The sequence below is a fragment of the Fodinibius sp. GM108 genome, from assembly GCF_058386985.1.
Map to the genome: position 1 here is coordinate 536,052 of NZ_JBYEIR010000001.1, position 23,590 is coordinate 559,641.

The 23,590-nt window shown below is 43.7% G+C and carries 16 protein-coding genes, 1 tRNA gene and 1 other RNA gene; 8 read left to right on the forward strand and 10 right to left on the reverse strand.

The features are described 5' to 3' along the window. Nucleotides 1–52: 52 nt before the first annotated feature. Nucleotides 53–1,000, reverse strand: a complete 948-nt coding sequence (locus ACT3ID_RS02380; protein WP_491540376.1) for an OmpA family protein — start codon at nucleotides 998–1,000, stop codon at nucleotides 53–55. Nucleotides 1,001–1,192: 192 nt separating this feature from the next. On the opposite strand from ACT3ID_RS02380, the gene ACT3ID_RS02385 reads away from it, so the two are divergent. The 6 genes from ACT3ID_RS02385 to ffs all read left to right on the forward strand — a co-directional run bounded on the left by ACT3ID_RS02385 (nucleotide 1,193) and on the right by ffs (nucleotide 8,468). Continuing rightward, a tRNA-Ala gene (locus ACT3ID_RS02385) sits at nucleotides 1,193–1,266 on the forward strand. Nucleotides 1,267–1,421: 155 nt separating this feature from the next. Continuing rightward, complete coding sequence (locus ACT3ID_RS02390; protein ID WP_491540377.1) at nucleotides 1,422–2,585, forward strand: hypothetical protein; 1,164 nt, start codon at nucleotides 1,422–1,424, stop codon at nucleotides 2,583–2,585. A gap of 7 nt (nucleotides 2,586–2,592) precedes the next feature. Further along, nucleotides 2,593–3,297 carry a FecR family protein gene (locus ACT3ID_RS02395; RefSeq protein WP_491540378.1) on the forward strand — a complete coding sequence of 235 codons (705 nt, stop codon included), beginning with the start codon at nucleotides 2,593–2,595 and terminating at the stop codon, nucleotides 3,295–3,297. Between the two features lie 44 nt (nucleotides 3,298–3,341). Further along, the gene (locus tag ACT3ID_RS02400) at nucleotides 3,342–6,116 is read left to right on the forward strand and encodes a hypothetical protein (protein ID WP_491540379.1); all 2,775 of its coding nucleotides are present in this window, start codon (nucleotides 3,342–3,344) and stop codon (nucleotides 6,114–6,116) included. Between the two features lie 3 nt (nucleotides 6,117–6,119). Next, the gene (locus tag ACT3ID_RS02405) at nucleotides 6,120–8,309 is read left to right on the forward strand and encodes a CHASE2 domain-containing protein (protein WP_491540380.1); all 2,190 of its coding nucleotides are present in this window, start codon (nucleotides 6,120–6,122) and stop codon (nucleotides 8,307–8,309) included. 59 nt (nucleotides 8,310–8,368) lie between these two features. Continuing rightward, nucleotides 8,369–8,468, forward strand: an RNA gene (gene ffs, locus ACT3ID_RS02410) — signal recognition particle sRNA small type. Nucleotides 8,469–8,558: 90 nt separating this feature from the next. Here ffs and ACT3ID_RS02415 read toward each other — a convergent pair. Both ACT3ID_RS02415 and ACT3ID_RS02420 read right to left on the reverse strand, forming a co-directional pair. Next, the gene (locus tag ACT3ID_RS02415; RefSeq protein ID WP_491540381.1) at nucleotides 8,559–9,518 is read right to left on the reverse strand and encodes a YpdA family putative bacillithiol disulfide reductase; all 960 of its coding nucleotides are present in this window, start codon (nucleotides 9,516–9,518) and stop codon (nucleotides 8,559–8,561) included. A gap of 89 nt (nucleotides 9,519–9,607) precedes the next feature. Then, nucleotides 9,608–10,558 (reverse strand): YheT family hydrolase, encoded by a 951-nt coding sequence (locus tag ACT3ID_RS02420; RefSeq protein WP_491540382.1) that lies wholly within the window; start codon nucleotides 10,556–10,558, stop codon nucleotides 9,608–9,610. A 152-nt stretch (nucleotides 10,559–10,710) separates the two neighbouring features. On the opposite strand from ACT3ID_RS02420, the gene ACT3ID_RS02425 reads away from it, so the two are divergent. Beyond that, a complete protein-coding gene (locus tag ACT3ID_RS02425) occupies nucleotides 10,711–11,253 on the forward strand; it encodes an acyl-CoA thioesterase (protein WP_491540383.1) in 543 nt (180 codons plus the stop codon). A 393-nt stretch (nucleotides 11,254–11,646) separates the two neighbouring features. On the opposite strand, the gene ACT3ID_RS02430 is transcribed toward ACT3ID_RS02425, so the two are convergent. Continuing rightward, nucleotides 11,647–14,655, reverse strand: coding sequence for a S8 family peptidase (locus tag ACT3ID_RS02430; protein WP_491540384.1), 3,009 nt, complete (start codon nucleotides 14,653–14,655; stop codon nucleotides 11,647–11,649). A gap of 261 nt (nucleotides 14,656–14,916) precedes the next feature. Here ACT3ID_RS02430 and ACT3ID_RS02435 point away from each other — a divergent pair, with 261 nt between their 5' ends. Continuing rightward, nucleotides 14,917–15,573, forward strand: coding sequence for a hypothetical protein (locus tag ACT3ID_RS02435; RefSeq protein WP_491540385.1), 657 nt, complete (start codon nucleotides 14,917–14,919; stop codon nucleotides 15,571–15,573). 295 nt (nucleotides 15,574–15,868) lie between these two features. Here ACT3ID_RS02435 and ACT3ID_RS02440 read toward each other — a convergent pair whose 3' ends face one another. The 6 genes from ACT3ID_RS02440 to ACT3ID_RS02465 all read right to left on the reverse strand — a co-directional run bounded on the left by ACT3ID_RS02440 (nucleotide 15,869) and on the right by ACT3ID_RS02465 (nucleotide 23,578). Further along, nucleotides 15,869–17,053, reverse strand: a complete 1,185-nt coding sequence (locus ACT3ID_RS02440; RefSeq protein WP_491540386.1) for a PQQ-dependent sugar dehydrogenase — start codon at nucleotides 17,051–17,053, stop codon at nucleotides 15,869–15,871. A gap of 259 nt (nucleotides 17,054–17,312) precedes the next feature. Continuing rightward, the gene (gene ggt, locus ACT3ID_RS02445) at nucleotides 17,313–19,043 is read right to left on the reverse strand and encodes a gamma-glutamyltransferase (RefSeq protein WP_491540387.1); all 1,731 of its coding nucleotides are present in this window, start codon (nucleotides 19,041–19,043) and stop codon (nucleotides 17,313–17,315) included. A 144-nt stretch (nucleotides 19,044–19,187) separates the two neighbouring features. Beyond that, nucleotides 19,188–19,646, reverse strand: coding sequence for a hypothetical protein (locus ACT3ID_RS02450; RefSeq protein WP_491540388.1), 459 nt, complete (start codon nucleotides 19,644–19,646; stop codon nucleotides 19,188–19,190). Between the two features lie 66 nt (nucleotides 19,647–19,712). Next, a complete protein-coding gene (locus ACT3ID_RS02455) occupies nucleotides 19,713–21,101 on the reverse strand; it encodes a murein hydrolase activator EnvC family protein (RefSeq protein ID WP_491540389.1) in 1,389 nt (462 codons plus the stop codon). After that, nucleotides 21,098–21,871: a DUF4292 domain-containing protein gene (locus ACT3ID_RS02460; protein ID WP_491540390.1), complete on the reverse strand. Its 774-nt coding sequence runs from the start codon at nucleotides 21,869–21,871 to the stop codon at nucleotides 21,098–21,100. Before ACT3ID_RS02460 ends, ACT3ID_RS02455 begins: the two co-directional genes overlap by 4 nt. Then, complete coding sequence (locus ACT3ID_RS02465; protein WP_491540391.1) at nucleotides 21,872–23,578, reverse strand: tetratricopeptide repeat protein; 1,707 nt, start codon at nucleotides 23,576–23,578, stop codon at nucleotides 21,872–21,874. Between the last annotated feature and the right edge of the window lie 12 nt (nucleotides 23,579–23,590).

Genomic DNA, 23,590 nt, shown 5'->3' on the forward strand with positions numbered 1-23,590 from the left:
AGGCGACTCCCGAATGAGAGTCGCCTTTTGTGCTAATAATATTTACAGAATCTTAGTTACTCGGCTCATATTGGAAAGGATTGAGCGGATGTGATTCTGCACGTCGGTTTTCGCGACAACCTTGTTCTTCGGTTTGATCCATGCAAGGCTGTGGAGCTTTGCCTAAGCCGCGCGATTCAATACGGTTTCCACTAATTCCATTTTCGATGTAGAATTGTGTAACCGCTTCGGCACGGCGCTTACTCAGGCGCAGGTTGTATTGATCTCCACCAACGTGATCAGTAAAGGCATCAATTCGAACACGGAACTTCGGAGAATCCATCAGCTTCTGAACATTCTCGTTCAGGATTCGAGCCGCTGCTTCATCAATATTGGATTTATCAAAGTCAAAATGAACAGTTCCGAGATCACCTTCTCGCAGGAATGCCGGATCAGTGTTGTCATTGGGATCCGTTTCCATTTCCAGTTCCTGGCTATCGGTAAAGCCATCTCCATCGGTATCCGCATTATTCGGATCTGTGTTGTGCTCCATGACTTCGTCATAGTCATTTAAGCCATCGTCGTCAGAGTCAACAGCATTTGGATCTGTGCGATACTCGTTTACTTCTTCGCCATCTTCGAGTCCGTCGCCATCAGTGTCGGCTTCATTGGGATCGGTGTTGTATGAATTGACTTCTTCGCCGTCGTTTAGTCCATCACCATCAGTGTCGGGATTGTTCGGATCGGTATCGTATTCATTAACTTCTTCGCCATCCGTCAGACCATCGTCGTCGCTGTCGGCGCTAAGAGGATCAGTATCATATTCATTCATTTCCTCCCAGTCATTTAGGCCGTCATCGTCAGTATCTAGAGAACGAAGGGTTTCTTCATCTAGTGACTGAAGATATTCGAGAGTACGTTCGGAAGGATCGCGAAGTTCTTCGGAACCAGCACATCCCGAAAGGAGTGCCATCCCCAAAAACACAGAAGAGAGAAGGAGTATTGATTTAGTGTTTATCATCGTGTTACTGAATATAAGTTAGGAGTTAGATGTAGTAGATTTAAAGATAGAATATTCCTAAAGATTATTAAACCATTTTAATTTTCTCGGCTACAATATGTTATCAAATATAGTCAAAAACAAAATAAACTCCATTGCTACAAAAATGGTGTAATTTCCGAAAAAAGTTATATATATTAAGGCTCGTCGAATGGGGCTATAGCTCAGTTGGCTAGAGCGCTTGCATGGCATGCAAGAGGTCCGGGGTTCAAGTCCCCGTAGCTCCACATTTTGTTTTTGCATTTCTCAAGATAATCCACATTTTTTGGATAACAGTATTTATTACCAGAAACAGTTGTACATGTTCCAGCTGTTTTTATAAAATTTATTACGTCAGGGGACGAGGGGTTAAGTGTTAAAAACAGGAATTAAATAGGTAACCATGGGTTGGTTTCAAAAAACAGGGATTATCCTTTTTGCTTCAGCATGTCTCATGTGCATAGGAACGGATTCTGCGCAGGCTCAACTTTCTCTGGACGTAGAGCTTGAGGAGGCTTTAATTAATTCGCAATCTATCGATATTCAGTCGCTGATCGCCAACAACGGTCAGGGTCCCCGCCTTTTCCAATTATATCTCCAGAACAGAAATACTGATGAATATGCAAATGACTTATATTTTCGAATTATAGTCGAATCGGAGAAGGTCGGTCGTATTGCGGATATCAAGCAGGTGGATGGTCGTCCCTTTAATCTGCGGCCGGGTCAGCGGGTGCAGGCTACTAATAATAATATGGGGAATGGATTACCTGGAGTTGAGGAAATCATTCAGTTCGACGGCAATTTTACGCAAGAAGGTAAAGAGTTTGTGAATAAACTGCGTGGATCAACTTCTTTACCGGCCGATCAGTACAAAGTTACCATTGAAATTTATCAGGGATCAGTTGGTGGTGAATTAAAAGCATCTACAAGTGCAGAATTGGGGGCAAATATTGTTGAAGAAATCTATGATTTTTACCTGCTGTCACCAGGCGATGTTGTGGGAGCTGATGCTGTGATCTCTAATACCTATCCTAATTTCCAGTGGCAGGGGGCCAATAATGCTAGCTACAGGCTGATAGTCGTAGAGGCAAGAGAAAACGATAGTCCCCAATCTCTGATGGAAGGGGCCGCCAGTACTGACCCTGTCAGGGGTGGTTCATCAAGCGGTTCTTTGCTTGATTATGAAATGTTGGATGTTATTGTGGATCGATCCAGCTACCAGTACCCAAATTCGGGAGTACAGGAGTTAGAGCCAGGGAAAGTATATTACTGGCGGGTTATTAACCAGCGGGAAACAAGCCGTGGTGTGCAAAATCGGGAATCTGAGATATGGAGTTTTTCGATTGCAGATACCCGGGAGGGAAGAACTGCCCAACAGAATAGGGAAGTGGAAAAAGCACTTCGACTAGTGCTGGGGAGTCAACTTGAACAGATTGGTGATGATCTCTCCTTTGAGTCGATAGTGATTGACGGACAAACTTTTCGTGGCGGAGAGGCACTCCAAAAACTGCTGGAACTCGGGCGCAGGGCCGAGCAAGGGGATGTATCAATAGTTATAGAAGAGTAATGATCTTATGACTACAACAAAAAAATATCTGTTACCTATTTTAGCTGTTAGTTTTATTGTGGCAGCTGCTCAACTCGATTATGATAGAGATCGTCCGTTGGCTTTTGTTCAAAAGTTCAAACCATCGGTAGAAGTGCAAAATCAAGGTCAGTTGCAGGATGTTAAAGAGCGGGGTAATCCTTTGTATTCGGGAGATACTCTTCGAACTAACCAAAACGGATTTGCTCTGGTTCAGTTTATGGACAAGAGCCTGGCAAAGGTAAAACCTGATTCGCGCTTGATTGTGGAAGGGGAAATCGAGGATAAGCAAAATACAAGCACACGGATTGGTTTGGAACTTGGAGAGATTTTTCTGAATGTCTCGGAGCAGGGACAAGATAATTTTGAAGTGGCCACAAACACTTCTGTTGCTTCTGTTAAGGGCACTGAATTCGGCGCATCCTTTGATGATTACTACTGGGTTAAAGAAGGAGAAGTGGAAATTCTGGTGAGCAGAACAGGAGAATCGGTTACACTTACCGATCGAACTTACGGTCAGGTGAATGATGACGGAACAATTGAAACCGGAGAGCTCACAGATGAAGAGATTGAAGAAAAAGACCGTGAATATGAGGAGATGAGTGAAAATGTTGAACCCGAAATCTACGAGTTGCAATTTATTGATGAAAACGGGGAAGTACAGGTAATAGAAATAAAGGTTTATGAAAATTGATAGGTAGACTGTTCGATGGATAATGATCTTTATGGGGTACAGAGATGGATAAGAGAAACTTGCTCATATTAATAATTGGCACTCTTTTAATTTACACTACTGCCGCCGCGGAGGTAATCTCTCCTTTCCAGGTGCAGCATCAAAAACCGGCATTTGTAGAACGAAATACTTCGTTTGATCTTTCTTTTAAAGTACCCGGGATAGATGCAAAGGATGTTGAGGAAGCATATTTATTCTATCGTTCGGAGGGTGAGAAAGCCTATAGCCAAAAAGAGGCCAGCCTGATGTCTTCCACCTTTAATATATCGCTTGCCGTTGAGGACAGGCAAACAACCGGTGTAGAATATTATCTGCAGGTACAGCTCAGAAATGGTGAGACTTTGACCTATCCGACTAATGAAGCTCATGCAGACCCGGCCAGGATTGAAGTTATTGATAAACGAAAGAGTGAGCGCGAGAAACGAGTGGAGGAAACTGGCGTTGATTATACTATTCTTTCACCTGATCCCGGGAGTGCAGTTGCTCAGCAGGATGTGGTTATTGCCCTTACCTTATTTTATGATCCCGCTGAAATTGATACAGCAAATAGTTCCTTCAGAATGTTGGTAGATGGTGTAGACGTCACGGATCAGGCACATGCAGATGATTATTTCTATACCTATTCAACAGATGACCTGCCGGATGGCAGGCACAATGTCCAATTTGAGATCCTGAAGCCTGACACTGCTTTAACGATTGTCGACTGGCAGTTTACGGTGTTGGATCCCAGTACCCGACCTCAAAGCTTGTCTTCTGCGGATCAAAGAGGCAGCTGGATGCCGGAAGGAAATGTTGAGCTTTCGGCCCGAAGCCAGCAGGTGGGAGGTCTTGCCAATGACGCTTTAAGAGGAAATGTTCGTGTTTCGGGACGAAATGGTGATATATCCTACTCTGCCTACGGACTTTTGACGACACAGGAAGATCCCCGGCTTCAGCCACAGAATCGTTTTGGAGCAAATTTATATATTGGGGATTGGCTGGAGCTTGAAGCCGGTCACGTATATCCCAGCCTAAGTACATTTACAATTGCCGGCCAACGAATACAAGGACTAAATACCGGATTGCATTTATGGGATGATGCATTGAATATGCAGTTTATATACGGTAATCTCCGTCGTGGTATAGATAATGTATATGATGATATCATTGTAGAAGAGCAAACAATTGGCGGAAATCAGGACCCGGTTTACAGCTATTCTCTTCAGCCGCGGGACAGAGGCACTTTCCAGCGCAAGATTTTTGGTGGACGCCTAGGCACCAATCGAAGTGATAACTTCGATTTTGGATTGAATTTTCTGAAAGTTGAGGATGATACTGAATCTATCCGGTTGATTGACGGTTTCAATGGCTTAATGGAAACCAATCCTGCATTGGTGAGTGGGTTAAATTCTGAGCAGATGCAGGATTTGCAGTCCAATCCCGATCAGCTAAATGTAAATGGAAATCCCGCTCCGAAAGGCAACTTTGTGGCTGCTACCGATTTTGAAGCTCGTTTTGATCGGAGTAGAATTCAGCTACAAGCTGATGCAGCTGTAAGTTTGCTAAATCAAGATATCTCCAACGGAATACTAAATCAGGAAGCTGCCGAAGATTTAGGACTTGATATTGATCAGAATGTAGAAGATATGCTGGATCGTCTTTCATGGCTGATCATCATCAACGAGAATATGGAAACACTGCCAATCCGTTTTGATACCGAGTCAGCTGAAAGTGATGTCGAAGCTTTTTTTCCTACCAGTATTTTGGCGACGCAGTCTGAATTAGGACTCCAATATTTGAATAATAATGTACAGTTGCGATATCGCTGGGTGGGGCCAGCATATAATTCTTTAGCTAACACAACGGTGCGTAAAGATATTGCAGGTTTTACTCTTTCTGATCGCATCCAATTATTTGGAAATCGTATTTATCTTACCCTTGGTTATGAGCGTCTGCATGATAATGTATCTGATACAAAGGAGGCAACGACTTTTACCAATACTTATCGAACCAATATAAGTTGGTATCCTCTTAGTCAGGGGTTGCCAAATGTCAGTATCGGTTTCATGAAACGTAATCGGGATAATGACATAGCTTTGAATAATCCACTGGTGGCGAATATCAGCGGGGTGGATGAAAATGCTGCTGTGCGAAATATAGCAATACAAGATGGAGACACATTAGTAACTCCCAACCCAAGGTTCACGGATACCTATCAGTTCACTGCGTCTGTCTCACAGGAATTTTCTATGTTCGGAATTTCACACGATGCCAGTCTCAACTTTTCCACTTTTAATACCAGTGATGAGGTTTTTGCATACGGAGACTCTCAAAACAACAGCATTTCGTTACGGGTAGTAAATTATTTTCAGGATCTGCCTCTTCAGTCAAGGGTAGGATTTAATATCAATAATACGGAAACAACCAATGGCCTTAATGACATCCGTATTTTGGGTGCCAATATAGGCGGTGAGTTGTTCTTGCTTGAGGATAAGTTAAGCCTGGATATGTCGCTTGCGGTTACAAAAAACCGGACCGAGACTACTACCTTGATTACTGATGACAATGATACACCGCAGGATGTGGAAGATGATTATTACAAGCCCGCAACTGATAATGATGCTACCACTATTAGTGAAAGCAATTCATTTATCATCGGTACAGGAGCTCGTTATGACCTGGATGAAAAGCACTCTTTCTTGTTGAATTTCCGATATTCAAATGTGCAAAATACGATTTCTCCGTCTCGTACCTTCCCTAACGACCATCTTTTGCAGGCCCGGTACATCTTTAATTTTTAGAGTATGGCAAAAAAAGATAAAACATGGCTAACATATCTCGTACTACCGGGACTTGTACTTTTTAGCCTTTTTATTGCCATACTTCTATCATTTTCAACCCCGGTTGAGCAGTTAAAGCTAAATGTTAACGATCAGCTTTTTGAGATTAGAGGCCCTGAACCTATTCAGGATACCTCGGTAGTCATTGTATCGATCAGCCAACAGGCCGACCAGGAAATTCCATATAAATATCCCTGGCCAACTGACCTTCATGCCAAACTTATAGAACATCTGAATGAAGCAGGAGCTAAAGCCATCGGGTTCGATGTATTATTTGATAAACGTGATAATTATGATCTCTCCAACGATACTCTTTTTGCTGAGGCTATTCGCAAATATGAAAATGTAATTCTTGGAGCCGATATACAGGTAAGCGGTCAGAACCGTGGCGGTGGTTCGCAATCTACAGCCACCATGCTGGTGCAGCCTAATCGTGTTTTGCAGGAAGCAAGTCCGCATTCGCCGGGGCTTGTACGAGCTTATAAAGATGCGGATGGATCCATCAGAAAGTATATATTTGATATCGACTATAATGATCAGCAGCTGTATTCGATGGGTTTGGAATTATTGAGGTTATATTCAGGGGTCGATACAACAGAGATTTCGAAGGATGGAAACCATCTCAACTTTGGTCGGTATGAGATTCCGAAATATACCGATCGGCTGATGTCGATTAATTATTTTGGAGGTCCCGGCACTTTTCCAAGACATTCTTATGAAACGGTTATTGATGATGATGAGGTTATTTTGGCTTCCGAAGATTCTTCATTTCAGATGAATACATTTTCGGATCCAGATTTTGGTCTTAAGCACTCCGATGCATTTGAAGATAAAATAGTATTGGTGGGAGCAACGATGCCCGAGCTTCACGATCTGCACTCTACTCCTTTTGCTCGGGAGGGAAATATGCCGGGTGTTGAGATGCATGCCAACGCTATTCAGACGATTCTCTCTTCAAAACATATTTATCACCTTTCACCCTGGATAAATCTATTTATTTTATTGGGATTAATTACGTTGGTAGTATTGCTGACCCGCCGCTTTGCCGGTATCTGGGGTTTTGCGTTTTATCTGTTGTTGAGTGTAGGAGTGATCGGTCTAACTCTGTATGAATTTCTTCAGTATAATTATGTACTGGATGTGGTAGCAATGCTCATGTCTCTGACAGTAGGTTATATCACCACGCAAAGTTACGAATACGTAATTGAGCGACGGGAAAAGAGGCGTATCCGGAACTTGTTCTCATCTTATGTCTCTCCGGATGTGGTTAATGAAATGGTGGAGGAAGGCAAAGAGCCGGAACTTGGCGGCGACGAAGTTTATATCACAGCTTTTTTTAGTGATATAGAGTCGTTCTCATCCTTTTCCGAACAGTTACCTGCGAAAAAGTTGGTAGGATTGATCAACGAGTATCTATCTGATATGACCAATATTTTAACTGAGCACGGCGGTACGCTGGACAAATATATTGGAGATGCTATTGTGGCACTGTTTGGTGCTCCGGTTCCACAAGAAGATCATGCCTACAAGGCTTGTGTAGTTTCGCAACTTATGCAGTATCGACTTTCTGAACTCCGGGATAAGTGGCGGAGCGAAGGTGAAAAATGGCCTGAAATCGTACATAATATGCGAAATCGAATTGGTATAAATACCGGTACGATGGTGACCGGTAATATGGGATCGGAAAGCCGTTTTAACTATACGATGATGGGAGATAATGTGAACCTGGCTGCGCGTTGTGAAAGCGGAGCAAAACAGTTCGGTGTTTATACTATGGTGACCAAAAGCACTAAGGAAGAGGCCGAGCAGTACGGAGATCGTTGCGTATTTCGTTATTTGGATCGCATTGTCGTAAAGGGGAAAACCGAGCCGGTAGAGGTATTTGAAATTATGGGACTGCGCGATCGTATTACTGACTCCCAGCTTGCCTGTAAAGAAAAGTTTGAACAGGGTATTGAGGCTTATCAGCAGCGGGAATGGGATCGGGCAATTGCACTGTTTAAAGAATCAGCAGAGCTAGAATATTTTACTCCGCACGATGATTCTTTCATTCATACAAATCCTTCACTTGTTTACATTGATCGCTGCGAAGTAATGAAAGAAAATCCTCCTTCAGAGGACTGGAACGGCGTTTATGTCATGAAATCAAAATGATAAAATTGGCTGATACCGTTTGCCATTAACCCCTCTTAAGCCGTATCTTTACGCTTCGAGGGTAGGCCCTACGCAGCCAGCTCCCTCTGAACTCCGTCAGGACCGGAAGGTAGCAGCGGTAGGAGGTCGTAGCGGCGTGATGTAGGTTGCTTACCCTCTCTTTTTTTATATGATTTATCAGATTACACTGATAGAAAATCTGCACTAATTAGCGTCGAAGCTAATCAGTGCTTTTTCCTCAATGCCACGCTAATCAGTTACTTTTGCTGTAATATCGCTAGCAATATGTTCTGCGTGAACGCGCGTATTCTCGATGAATAACTTGCTCGTATCCATTCCTCCGCAAACGACACCCGCTACATACACCCCTTTTCGGTTGGTTTCCAATGTGTCCTCATTATAAACCGGCATTTTATCTTCATCTTTTGTCGTGTCAATTCCTAACTTTTTCATTAGCTCAAAGTTAGGCTTATAGCCGGTCATTGCCAGTACAAAATCATTCGGTATTATCTTTTCACCTTCGGGTGTATCAAGCACCACTTCATCCTGTTTAATTTCTTTGACATCCGTATTGAAATACCCGGTAATTTCTCCATTCTTAATCCGGTTTTCGATATCAGGTTTTACCCAATACTTGACCGAATCCTTGATTTGCGAATCGCGAACAGCTAAAGTTACGTTTGCATTCGCCCTGTAGGTCTCCAGAGCAGCATCCACGGCTGAATTTCCGCCGCCGATCACTAACACATCTTGCCAGGCATAAGCATGGGCTTCATCATAATAATGACGTACCTTATCCAGGTCTTCGCCTGGAATATTCATCATTTTTGGAATATCATAGAAGCCGGTAGCAACAACAATTTTGGAAGCTTCATACTGGTCTCTATCTGTTTGTATTGTAAAAGATCCATCGCTGCCTGTGATAGTTTCAACCTCTTCATAAAGATTGATATCCAGTTCATATTTTTCGGCGGCGCGTCGGTAATATTCCAGCGCTTCACGGCGCGTGGGTTTGGGGCCGTGAGAAATGAAAGGCACGTCTCCGATTTCGAGCCGCTCCGAAGTAGAGAAGAAGGTCATATCTTTGGGATAATTAAAAATGCTGTTGACCAGGCAGCCGCGTTCGATAATTTTAGTGGGAATATTGCGTCGTTTAAGTTCAATGGCAGTTGCCAATCCAATGGGACCGGCGCCAACGATTATAACCATAAGTTTGGATTAGTAATATTTTTTGGTGGTGAGACTTATTTTCAAAAGGTATAAACAAAAAGCAGATCATAGAATTCCAAAAATGGAAACTATATGTTACTGCTCAGATAATTTTCGATAACAAAATCGATCCATCCTTTTGGTTTGCTCCAGAAACCAACATGTCCGCCCTCATCTGTGATAATGTAATCGGTATATTTATTATTGTTCATCTTGGCAAGTGGCATTGCTTCGATCGGACAAAGGGGATCCTCCCTGCTGTGAATAAACAGCGTATGCGTTTTAATATCCTGAACAAATTTTCCTGCCGAACATTTAATATAATAATCATCCGCATTCTCAAAACCATGAATGGGTGCTGTTACCTGATCATCAAATTCATAAATCGTAGAGCCAGAAAATTCAGGAAGGTCAGAAAAATATCTGCGCTTCTCTTTAAGTTTCTTCCGAAGGCTTCGTAAAAAGTATTGATCATACACGCGGAGAAATCCATTGGATAGTAAAATAGCACCCAGCCGGAGATCGTAAGGTACTGATACTGCAACGGCGGTATCCAGAGGAGCGTTCTCTTTTTCTTCTCCCAGATATTTTGTCAGCGCATTAGCACCGAGAGAAAAACCGACTGCCCCCATCTTTTGATCGGGATAATTATCTTCAATCCACTTGAAGACTGTACGAAAGTCATCGGTTTCTCCGGAGTGATAGAAACACGGCTGATTGTTCATCTTGAATCCGCAGCTGCGGAAATTTACGGCGACCACAGAATAGCCTTTTGAGATTAGCCGTTTCATAATTTCAATAATATAGTATCGGCGTGAGGAACCTTCGAGTCCGTGGAATAAGGCAATTATCGCTTCAGAATCATCCTGAATAGCACAGTCGAGCTCCAGGAAATCATCATCCGGAGTGTCAATTTCTCTGCGTTCTACTGCCGGTGGAGTAGTATCACCGATTATCGATCGGCCAATAGTATGAACATGACTGTTAAAACACCAAAAAGGTCCTGCAAAGCGGGGAACGTGTCGAAGATTTGTTTTCATAGTTTTGAAAATTAATTCATGAAGCAAAGTATAATCGGAGCAGTCGATTTCATCAAATACTGAATCAACATTACGTTGGCTTTGCTGAAACAAAGTATTGCTGAATATGGTAAATTGTTTATCATAAATTATTTATCACAGATAATAACATTATGAGTAACAGATTTGAAGAGACTCCTACGGTAAATCCGGAATCTAATGAAAAGACAGTAGCTGCTTCACGTGTACGGATGAATGAGCTGGTGATGCCTAACGATACCAATCCACTGGGTAATCTAATGGGCGGTCGCCTGATGCAGTGGATGGATATCTGCTCGGTCATTGCGGCGCGGCGGCACTGCAACCAAAATGTGGTTACTGTGGCGGCAGACAGCATTGAATTTAAAAATCCTATTGAGCTGGGAGAAGTTGTGGTAATTGAAGGGGAGGTCACCCGCACCTTTACCTCGTCGATGGAAGTGGCTATGGAAGTTTGGGTCGAGAATTTGCGTGATGGTAATCGCCGCTTGTGCACTACATCGTTCTATACCTGTGTAGCCCTGAATGCCGATGGGGAAACTATTGAGGTCCCTCAAATAACCCCGGAAACTGATTTTGAAAAGAAACGATATGAACAGGCTGAACAGCGCCGGGAGATGCGGCTAAAAGTTTCTGAGCAGAATATCGACGCTCATCAGGAGGATAAAACAAAATAATCTGTGTCTATTACTAAGAGTTTAATTTACCGCGGAGTTACGCAGAGGGGCTGGAAGAGATAGATCTAAGGGGGATTTGCATAACCATTAGTTCATTCGAATGGAGCGTTCCGAAGGTTTTCGGAAGATCCCGACAGCGGTCGGGAGAACAATCTGCATCTGTGTGGGGATCGCCACGTCCCAAACCCGTGGGACTCTCGATGACAGGTTCAAGTTAATGGTTTTTGTAACGCTCCCTCTAATTTAAAATCTATGCTTGAAGATGAATCATCAGGCTAAGAAAGAAAAACTCAAGCTCACTCAAAGTGAGCTTTTAAAAAATGTTCATAGCCCACGGATTCATCCGTGGGTAGAATGGCTGAGTAGTATGTAACTACTCATTGATCTTTGCAGCTATTTTATCAGCGTAATAGGAATGGATTGAACGCCGTTATCCGTAACAAGGCGAATAAAGTAGGTGCCACTGCTGAGCCGGTCGGCATTAAATTGAAGAAAGTGCGCACCCGCCTCAAATTCTCTGTCTGCCAGGATTCTTACTTTTCTGCCCAACACATCAAAGACGGTGAGTGTTACCTCCGTAGTTTGCTCCAAGTCAATACGCAGCTGGGTACTCGAGTTGAATGGATTGGGATAGTTTTGATATAAGGTAGTTTGTGGAGGTACTTCTTCGGGGGATGCCCGTCCTGTTGGTGAAACAGAAAAAAGATTGCGTCCCCGGGCTTCCGAAATTTGACTGCGAAGCTGATCAATATCATCCCCAAAAGCATACGCAAAACCAACGGTGACACTGGCACCAGGTTCAATGGTATAAGGACCGGAGGCTGTAACAGCCGAAACATCAGTGTTCTGGATACTGGTACGCTCGGTTCCGGCTTTAAGGGCCCCTTTCTTCTCCTCATCCGTGAAACCGTCGTAAATGCCAAAAAATACCGAGTCGCGGCTCTGTGCCGCATTGTCAATTGCCAGCGCACTCGATATTGGTCCCAGGTGAGCTACAGAGACCACTGGTTGATTACTGCCTGATGCTGCATCTGAGAGATACAGCAAGCTGTCAGCTTCAATATAATCGGCGCTGTTATTTGATGGAGTATTGCTGATATCCCAATCGTTAAAGAGACCAACGTAAACATCTTCCATGATCACGAACTCCGTGGGATTTTGTATCGTATATTCCAGGAAAACAACATTGCGAATCCCGGGCTGATCAAAGGCATAAGCCTGCAGGTCAATAGCAGCTTGTCTACCGGTATCGGCATCGGTGATAAAGCGGGTATGGCCGGTAACTTGGCCATCTTCAGACGTAACGGAAAACAATTCTTGGGGAATGAAATCTCGGGAGACCCCATCCTCTTCCCGAACCGCATCATACATCTCACCGTTAATTTCTATCATCAGTCCGCCTTCAAAGAGCAAGTTGTCCCCTTCCTCATATCCGCCGCTGCCATCAGGTGTTCGGGGGATAAAACCCACACCGCCCCGGCTGGCAAGAGGATCTGTAAATCCGATGGTACCGTCCGAACCAATAGATGTTATAACATTATTGACAGCCAGAATATCATAAAGTATATCATCGTACTGTATAACATTATAATCTTCATAATTCTGTGACTGATCGGTAAAGTCAACACGTAAAGTAGGGATTTCTTCGAGATCAAAATCTTCGGTGAGGGTAAGATCAAATGAAAGTTCTACCGTATCACCGGTAGCCATAGATCCTAATTGCTGAGAAGGATTTTCAAGCTCAATTCCGGCTTCGCTAAGAGATTGTAGCTGCAGGTTAACATTTGACACTGAATTTCCGTAGTTCGTGAGCGTTATCTGAACAGTTCCCGGCTGACCGATTGTAAGTTTTTCTCCGTCCTCATTAACAAAATCGTGCGAAATAATTTTTAGTCCGGGATTATCTGTGCTTACAGCTTCAAAAGCGTCAATTGAACCACCTCCGAGTTTATTGTCATAGAAATCAGGATAATCAACAGTTAGCGAAGATGACGAAGTCCTGACTTGCATGCCAATGCGTTCGGCCGTCCAGTCGGGATGGATATCTTTAATTAATGCTGCCAGTCCACTTACAACAGGGGCAGACATTGAGGTACCTGTTTTCACAACTAGTTCATTATTGTAGGAAATGCTCAGGATATCGCTTCCGGTAGCTAACACATCCAATTGATAACCGTAGTTGGAATAGAGTGAAGGGAAGCCGTTTGTTTCTATCGATCCCACTGATAATACTTTGTCGTAGCCTGCGGGGAAATCTATCCGTTCGTTATTTTCGTTTCCGGCCGAGGCGACAACAAGTGCCCCCATTTCAAACGCTAAATCTATTATTTCTTCTTCTGCCAGTGAAGATGACTGACCACTCCAGCTACAGTTAATAATATCAGCTCCGTTTTGAGCAGCATATAAAACTCCTTCAAAACCAAATCCAATGAGATTTGATTCATCAGTTGTGCCGCCGGCTTTTACGGGCATATATGTGGTGTTGAAAGAGGCACCGGCAATGGCGGTATCATTGTTTGTTTCGGCGGCGGCGATACCTGCAACATGTGTTCCGTGATCGGTAGCGTCATGCATGGGATTATTGTCTGCCATAACAGGACTATCAATTCCGCCGGAATCCCAAAAATCCCATCCAAAAAGGTCATCCGCAAAGTTGTTGTTATCCCCGTCGATTCCATCCATAAATGAGGAATTCTCATGAAGAGCATCATCCAAATCGATCGTTCCGTCCTCATTATAATCATCACCGTTATCCTGCAGATAGTCATATATCTCTGTGGAAGTTATGTCTCCGTCATTATTCTCATCTACCTGCGGCCGGAGAGTCACCGGTACTTCATCCTGATTAACCCAAAGGTTATCATCCAGATCAGTGTTTGTATAGCCCACGCCGCCGTCTACAATGGCTATTACGATATCGAGTGAGCCCTGGCTTATATCCCAGGCATCGAAAAAGTTGTGTTCGTGGACGTACTTTTCAATTCGAGGGTCATTTGGACGTAAATCCATTTGCCGAATATACCTGGGTTCAGCATAAGCTACGCCGGGCATACTGCTGATTTTGGCGGCCAGGCGGACGGGATTAATTCTTTGACTGAAGGTAACTTCGCGGATTCTCAGCACATCCTCGGCGGATGGTAAATTGCGCTGTCTTATAGCTTGTTGAAGCCGGTCAGGTATCAATGGCTGAGACGCACGACCTCCATTTTGACTAAGAATCTGCTGTACAGCGTTTTTGGGATCGATACCTTGTTTAGTGTGAATTTGCTGGAGCTCACGCTCCGACTCATATTTTATGATCAGGCGATTAGGAAAATACTCCGGTGACTGTCCCATCAATAAAATCGGAAATAGCAAAAACAGAGCTGTAACTAGCGCGGCGAAGGGTATCTTTTCTCTCATAATTTACTGTTGGAAGGTGAAACAGATAACACCTCTGGACGGTATTTAATCCTGTAAAAAATAGTATATCAGTTTTGGGGGCATTTATCCAGCCCCTTAAAAGAATATTAAGGTAATTTTTGCAGAATGATCTCCTATGCTGATATTTGTCTCTGCAACATTTTTAGTTTTCGTCTGTTGTTGTAACTGTATAATTATTTCAGCAATTTTAGTGCCATTAAATCTTTGATTGAATCGAACCTATCGTATAACCAACGCACAATGATTAAGAAGGTATTTGACGGACTCTGCAAAAGTTTAGGCTTCTTATTAATATTATTACTTATGGCTGGCATCTTTATTCAGCCTGTTTTTGCCCAGTCAGAAAACTCCGATTCGCAGAATAATCAACTTAAATCTCTGCGTAACGATGTTGGGATTCACGGATTTACCGTGAACATGCATCAGTTGAGTGATTTTTCCCATCTCGGCGACGATACCCTTAACACCGATGGCAGCTCTGAGCTGGAGGTTGTCTACCGAAATGTGCGCACGATGTCGCAGCGTTTAGGTGTTGGCTTTCAGATAGTAACCAGTTTTTTTACGGATGGAGAAAATGCTGATTTCGGCGTTGGCAGCTGGGGTGTCGGACCCGTAGTGCGGGGGTATCCCTTCAGGACGGATCGTTTTCAGCCTTACATACAGTTGAATTCTCTTATGGGAAAAGATCTGGCCGTTAGTGAATTGGCTGATACAAGAGAAGGCGGAGAGGGCTTTCGCGTGCGTTTAGGTACTCGTGCCGGTTTTGCTCTGCGGATTACCAACTCAGTTGGACTGTTTGGGGAAGTCGGATATGACTGGGAAAGCAGCCGCCTGTTTAAGGCTGATTCCCGTGCCCTTCAGGCAAATGTTGGTATCGACTTCTATTTGTTTAATTGAGGGGTAATAGTATTGAGTAGTGAGTCATGAGTAGTGAGATTTCTTGCCAATTTCTCCTCATGTTCATCTTTTCATAGGTTTTTGCAAAACCACTTATGTCGTGCTGTCCCGGAAGCCTTCGGGATAAGCATCTGTAAGCAACGTTCTTTTGAAGCTTTTAATGCAATTTTTGCAACAGACCCTGATCCACCAGCTGGCGGACAGGGTGACAATTCGGTTTTGAAAAGACCTCAACAAATGAAGCCTAGCTCCACCAGCATCCATCTTTGGCCTCTCACTACTCAAGTACTCATTACTAATCAGAAGAAACAGCCTCAAGCCGGTAAATGCTGCCGTCAAATCCCAAAATATAAAGTTCATTATCAGCATCTGTGCCAAATGACGGAATCTGAAAATCAACCTCCAGGAGCTCGGTGTTTTCCGGATCATCTGATCCATCATAATCCAGCGCCCATATTTTACCGGAGCCGTAATCCCCATAAATATACAAGCCTTCCAATCCTTCATGTGTGGGACCACGATAAACAAATCCGCCCGTTACCGATATCCCTTTACTGCGACCGTACTCCCAAACCGGCAGTTCCAGTCCGGATTGATCGCAGTCGTCGGGAGGATCAAAGCAGTGCATACCCTCCATAACATTCCAGCCGTAATTTTCGCCCGGCTCGATTATATTAATCTCCTCGTAGTCATTTTGTCCCACATCTGCAGCCCAAAGCCGGTCAATTTTATCATCAAAGCTAAAACGCCAGGGATTTCGAAGACCATAGGCGTATATTTCTTCGCGGAAGCCTTCATCATTTCCCGCAAAAGGATTATCTGGTGGTATCCCATAGTTGTTCCCGTCTTGCTGAGTATCCACATCAATTCTAAGGATGCTCCCCAGCAGTGTGCTGCGATCCTGTCCGTTGTTCTGGGGATCACCACCGGAGCCGCCGTCACCGACTGCAATATAGAGATAACCGTCAGGACCAAAGGCTAGCTGACCGCCGTTGTGATTTGAGTATGGCTGTTCAAACGTTAAAATTTCCTGCTCGCTGTTTGTGTCGGCCTCATTCTGGTTTTGATCTGAAACCTGGAAGCGGCTGATAACTGTCCGGTCGGGATTAGAAGCAGTATAATTCACGTAAAAATAGCCGTTGTTTTCATAGTCGGGATGGAAAGCGAGTCCCAATAATCCTTCTTCGTTTCCGCTGTCTTCAACCTGACTCTCAATGTTCAGGAATACAGATGCATCTTCTGTCGATGAATCGTTCTCAAATACACGGATGGTACCTGCCTGTTCGACTACGAAAAGGCGTCCACTCTCATCACCGGGGTCTTGCAGATCTATCGGCCGATTGAAAGAGAGGTTGGGAAATGCATCAACGGCTTGGTAGGTGACATCTTCGTTCGGCGGTTCTTCCTCGTTACTAGTCGGATCAGAGTTATTGCATCCAATAGTAGTGAATAACAAAAATGAAATAAGTAGAAACCGCATATGATGCAGGATTTATGAGATGTAGAATAGGTTCATCTACTTATATGCTAACTAAAGTTAGATGAACGAGTTCCTTCACCGTTCATCATGAAAAAATGGAGTCCAACCTCCGAGCTGGACTCCATTTTGTTGGAAAACTGTTCCATCCGATGGCTGGGATTGCCATCGGATGGATGAAATAATAAGAATACCCCACCAACCCGAAATGCAGCGTGTGGGAACTGGGAACGAAGTAAGATCTCACACTACTCAATACTCACTAATACCCAACAGCTTGACCATCTTTTCGGGATTCCGAAGCTCCGTAATAGACTCCCTCTTCCGGATCCCACATGATAGCCTGGTATCCACCATAGCTTCCAACATCATAGGCGACATCATGTCCGCGTTTCATAAGGTCGCGTATTGTCTGATAATCATATCCGGATTCCAGGTTTAAAGTGCCGCCGTCCTGCAGGTAATCATCGGCATCATCAGTGGGCTGAGTGGAGCCAGTATGTCGCCAACGGGGGGCATCTCCGGCTTCTTGAATATTCATCCCGAAATCGATCATATTAGTAAGAATCTGCACGTGTCCCTGCGGCTGCATACCTCCGCCCATTACACCAAAACTCATAAAAGGCTGTTCGTCTTTCATCACAAAAGCGGGAATAATCGTATGGAATGGACGCTTGCCGGGTTCATAGACATTGGCATGGTCGGGATCCATTGAAAAAAGATTGCCGCGATTCTGAAAGACAAATCCTAGACCGGGAACAGTAATTCCGGAACCCATACCGGCGTAGTTACTCTGAATGAGCGAGACCATATTGCCTTCACTGTCGGCAGTGGTCAAATATATGGTATCACCGTCTTCCAGTTTATCCATTCCCGCCCTTACACTATTAGATGCAGATTCCCCGATTTGTTCTATTCTTTCCTTTGCATATTCTTTTGAGATTAACTCTTGAACCGGCACGTCTGCAAAGTCCATATCGGCGTATAACTTTGCCCGATCTTCAAAGGCCAGCTTTTTAGCTTCTGTCATTATATGTAATGCCTCTTCACTGCCAAATCCCATCGATTCAAGATCAAATTCCTCCAGGATTTGCAGGATTTGCAGTGCTGCAATACCCTGCCCGTTTGGTGGAAGTTCATAAACATCATATCCGCGGTAATTGACCGAAACAGGTTCAACCCATGTTGAGCTGTGCTGTTCAAAATCCTCTTTGCGGAGATAACCGCCATTCTCGCGCATGAACTGATCAATCTTATCGGCAATTTCTCCCTCATAAAAAGCTTCACGTCCCTGATCGGCTAACAGGCGGTAGGTGTTAGCGAGCTCGGGGCGCTTCATAATTTCACCTTTTTCGGGCGCTCGTCCATCTTTTGTCATCTCTTCTTTAAAAGCACCGGGACGATCATTATGGAGTTGAGCTCCGATATCCCAGTAGTAGGCAATGAGCTCACTTACAGGAAATCCTTCTTCGGCATATTGGATAGACGGAGCGAGAATTTCATTCATCGGTTTGCTTCCCAGTTTTTCATGAAGCTCAAACCAGCCGTCCACGGCACCCGGTACAGAAATAGGTAACATCCCATAATAAGGAATGCCTTCACGATCTCGTTTTTCAATTTCTTCTTTCATCTGTTCGTATGAGAGCCCCATCGGAGATCGTCCGCTGGCATTCAGGCCATATAGCTCTTTATCTTCGGCTGACCAAACAATGGCATATAAATCACCGCCGATACCATTGCCGGTCGGTTCCATAAGTCCGAGTGCGGCATTAGTAGCAATGGCAGCATCAATGGCATTACCGCCGTTTTTAAGGATGTCAAGTCCAATTTGAGCTGCCAGTGGCTGACTCGTAGCTACCATACCGTTTTCAGCAATCACAGCAGAGCGAGTGGCAAACTGTTCGCCGGTGATTCGGTCGGGTTGAGCTTGAAGTGAAAATGTTGACATAGTTAATAAGGCAACAAATCCGAAAAGAGAAATAGCTTTTTGCATAGCAGAAGAATTAAATTAAAATGCGTCTATACTATAAAAAAATTGTGACTCGAATGATGTAAAATGTTTTTGAGAACAGCTATGGGGGAATAAGGTGGTTCAGATCCTATACCCTTATACCCTAATATCCTTATATCCCAATAACTAATTAACACTCAGATCATCATGAGGACGCTTCAGAGAATCCGGTAAATCCTGATCGTCCTCTCGTAATTGTTGAATATATTTGTTGCGTTTCACGATACCCCGGCGGATTCCGAAGTAAGTACCGAGAAAGGCAGAGAAGATAGTGGTCAGTACGAAGAGTAAGTGCATTTCACCGAGCCCTACATCTTTGGTATAGACCCAGAAAATGGTTGGTAAAATGGTCAGAGCAGCCATCAGATAAGAGACCCAGTCTAAATCCAAGGCTTTTATGGTAAAGCGGCGACTTAGGCCAAAGTTCAGATTTAGATAGATGAGCCCGAATCCCAAAAGAAACAGATAGCCAGTCATTCCTTCATGGGCTACATATTGGATGTAGCTGTTGGAGATGATTATCAGGAGCAGTCCGAAAACAATTGCTCCGGTTACAAATGCAAAAATGCGCTGCCAATTGGTCATAATGTTATGGAAAATCTGTTATAAAAATAGCGCCGGAAACATACGATAAATGCAGTTCGAAGCCAATCAGTGTTTACTGGATACAGCTTCCGTTTGCAGCCACTGTTCAGGATCCAGATTTTCGTTGTTTTCACGAATCAGGAAGAAGAGGCTTTCTCCTCTCGGGGAATCCTCATCACCGGAGAGACCAATAATATCTCCCTGTTCAACAATTTCATTCTTTCGTATTAAAATTTGACTAAGATTAGCATAAGCGGTAATAAATCGGCCATGCTTCACTATAACAGCATCGCCATATCCCGGGATTGGCGTGATGTCTATAACATGTCCGTCATGAACAACCTGAACTGAAGCTTCTTCATCGGTCACAATTTCGATACCCAGTCGCGGTGTTACCGTGCCATAAACCGGATGCCGGCGATTACCGAAATGTTCTGAAATGGTACGACTCTCCACAGGCCAGGGCAGGCGTCCTTTATAGTTTGCAAAACTTTCTTCCAATCTTTCAGAGCTGGTATTATCCATCACCTCTTTTTCTTCGATTGGTTCGGAGTACTTGGCAACCTCGCGGGATCGTTGGACATCATCTTTTATTTTTTTAGCCTCTGCAAGATTTCGTTGTCGTTCTAGTTCACGACGGCGGATTTCACGGCGTTGTGCTTCTTTAATATCTTCTTCAATCTCTTTCTCTCGTTCTTCGTAAGAAGCAAGTGTGTTTTCAAGATTTTCGTACTGTTCCTGTGCTCGTTTTAATGATTCTTTGATCTTATCCCGATTTTCACGCAGCAGCGCTACATTTTGTTCCTGCTGTTGTTTCTTTTTGGCCAGTTCCTCTTTTTCATTCTTTATTTCTGCCAGTACTTCCTCATTTTTCGATTTTGCTTTTTCAAGCTCTGCTTTTGTTTGTTCGAGTTCTTGTTCCGTTTCTCGTATTTCTTCGGCTTGTTGTTTGCGGAAATCATTAAACTTTTCGAGGTAAAAGGCACGAATCAGCATCTGATTTATGGATGAGGAAGAAAAAATAAGTGCCAGCTGTGAGGTGCGTCCGTGCTTATACAAATATCCCAGTGTTTTCTTGTAGTCTTCAATAAGCTGATTCAGCTCTCGCCGCTTATCTTCAAGCGATCGGGTTGTAAAATCGATTTCTTCCTGAATTTGAGCCTGTTCGCTTTCCAGTTTCGATATTTTTTGATCCTGAAGCGCGATAAGCTGTTTCAGATCCTGGTATTTTTCGTAGAGAGCCTCATATTTCTGATCGGCTAGCTCAAATCGTTCTTCAAATTTTTGGATCTGTTTACTCAGCTGCTGTATCTCGGCGCGCGTATTCTCCTGCTTTTGAACAATCTCTTCACGCATCTGCTGATAATCCTGTACACCTCTGTTTTGACCAAAAGCTAAAGAGGTGATAAAAGTCAGGCACAGGACCGAAATTATGTAAGCATATATTCTATTCATTGTTCGTAAACCGGAATATCTTCTGGTATCTCAATAGTTAAAGGATCCAATGGGGGATTCAGTTCCAGGTTTGTTAATTGTAATGCTACTTTTGACTTCTCCTCTGCTCCAAAGATACTAATTCTTCGCGGAAGGGTGAACCCTTCGATTGAAGTATATCCCTCGTAAATAATTTTTGAGTATGGCATATCACTATTTGTTGGTTGCACCACTTGACGAATCAGGTGAGAATATTTGTCGACAAAAATATTTGTGCCCGATGACAACTTCAGCTGATACATATCATCGCTTTCAAATACCGACTCTACGTTTTCTGATATAGTTACATAATTGATCATATCCAAAATATTAAGTGATGCTATTCGGTTGATGCGATTAAGGTTGCTGCCCCGAACCGGCATCTTTTGGGCAAACTCATCAATCTTATTGTAGACCAGTAGAGTATCTCCATCAGTAAGAAGTTGCCCCCCTTCAACACCGATACTGTTGCGCACGGTCACAAGGCTTTTGTCACGATTACTTGAGAATAAGATTGTTACGCGTTCAGAGTTCCCCGGCTCACTAACGATAGCCCGTCCTTTGCCCTTTATAGTTTGTAGATCATTACTGTAATCAGGCAGTTGGCTGATAATTTCCGAAACCTTTACTTGAGACGGTTCAAAATCGCCCAGCCCTTCTTGTGCAAGTTCGCCGGAGCCCGAACAAGATAGTATAGCTAGTCCCAGAATCCCTAATAAAAAGAACGGAATGTGTCGCAGTATACAGTTCACTTAGTTTGATATTTTTTCTTGCAAATAGGTACGTGACGAATCCTTTTCAAACGCTTTTTGCCACCAGGTTTTAGCTTCTTCTGTCTTATCCAGTTTATCCAGAACATCACCCATATGTTCCAGCACCTCGGCGCTGGCCCGACCGTTTTCAACGGCTTTTCTGATATATTTCTCGGCTTTTTCATATTCATCTTGATGGTAAAATACCCAGCCCAATGTATCCAGGTAGGACGGATTTTCGGGATCAAGTTCGGTAGCTTTACGAGCCATCTGTTCGGCTTTCGAGAGATCTTTTCGCTGCTGTGCAAGGTAATAGGCGTAGTTGTTTAACACCACCGCATTTTCAGCATTAATGTTAAGCGACTGCTCATAATATTCAAAAGCCTCATCCCAATTTTCAGTGGCGGCATACGCATTACCAAGCGAGCTATAAATATTTGTTTTTAAAGGAGATCGTGCCGGAAGTTCAGAGGCCTCTTTTAGATTTTCAATAGCTTTTTCAAACTGCTGACTTGATAGATAGGCATTGCCCAGAAAATACAGCACAACCGGATCTTGAGGAACATGCTCAACAGCTTTCTTTCCGGCGATGATTGTTTCCTCATTTTTTCCTTCTTGCATCAGTAATTGCAATCGATGGTGCCAGGCCGAATCGTTGCCGGGCATAAGCTCGGTTGTGCGTTCGAGGGCATGTAAAGCACGATCCGTTTGACCTGTTTCAGTAAAAAAATCGGCGGCTAGATCCCACAGTTCGCCCGATTCCGGTTCAGAGTCCACTATCTTTTGAAAAACTGCACTGGTGGCTTTTTGGACCTCTGTGTTTTTTTGGTGTTCTCGGAATGTTGAATAGAGATAATTGCCTACTTTTAATTTTGTTTGCGGTGATACCGCCGAATCCGCAACAACATTGCCGAGCGTTACGCCTACACTGTCCCATTTTTCTTCTTCCATATAGACATCGGAGAGCATAATCAAGGTCTGTGGGTCACTGCGATTGATCTGCAGTGCTTTTTGGAGTAATTTGCGGGCCTCTTCCAGTCGATCCATTTCCAGGTAATGATTGCTGAGTACCTGCAGCGTTGACAGGTTTCCCGGGTCGAGCTTTCGTATTTGTTCCAGTTCGGAAACAACAGAATCCCGCATGCCCAGCCTGTTAAAGTTTTGCAGCCGTTGTAATCTTATACTTACATCATTACCCGAAATGCGCGTCAGCCTACCGTAAATTTCGTTTGCTTTTCGGAGATCCCCCTTATTGCTATACAGTTCAGCCAGCTCATGAAGTAAATCTTTTTGGTCCGGATGATACTCCAATGCCTTATTGAGCTCATTAATAGCAGCTTCCAAGTTGCCTGCTGATTGGTAAATATCGACAAGCTTCAGACGGAACCAACGGTTTTCCGGATCCAGTTTTATCGCTTGCTTACCATAGTATTCTGCATTTCCGATATCGTTTATCTGGAAGTACGCATCTGCCAGGGCGAAGTTAATTCCGGGATGGTCAGGTAGCTTTACGTAGGCCGTGTTGAGTAGATCCAGAGCACGCTCATAATCCTCATTTTCAAAGGCCGCCAATCCATCAATATAAGCGGAATGAGCTTCAGTATACTCGTTGCTTTGCATCTGTTGTTGTGCAGCCAGGTCTTGGGAAAGGATGCTTAATCCCACAAAAACAAAAACAAGGTATTTTTTAATAGCGAAGCTTTGCATACAAGGTAACGA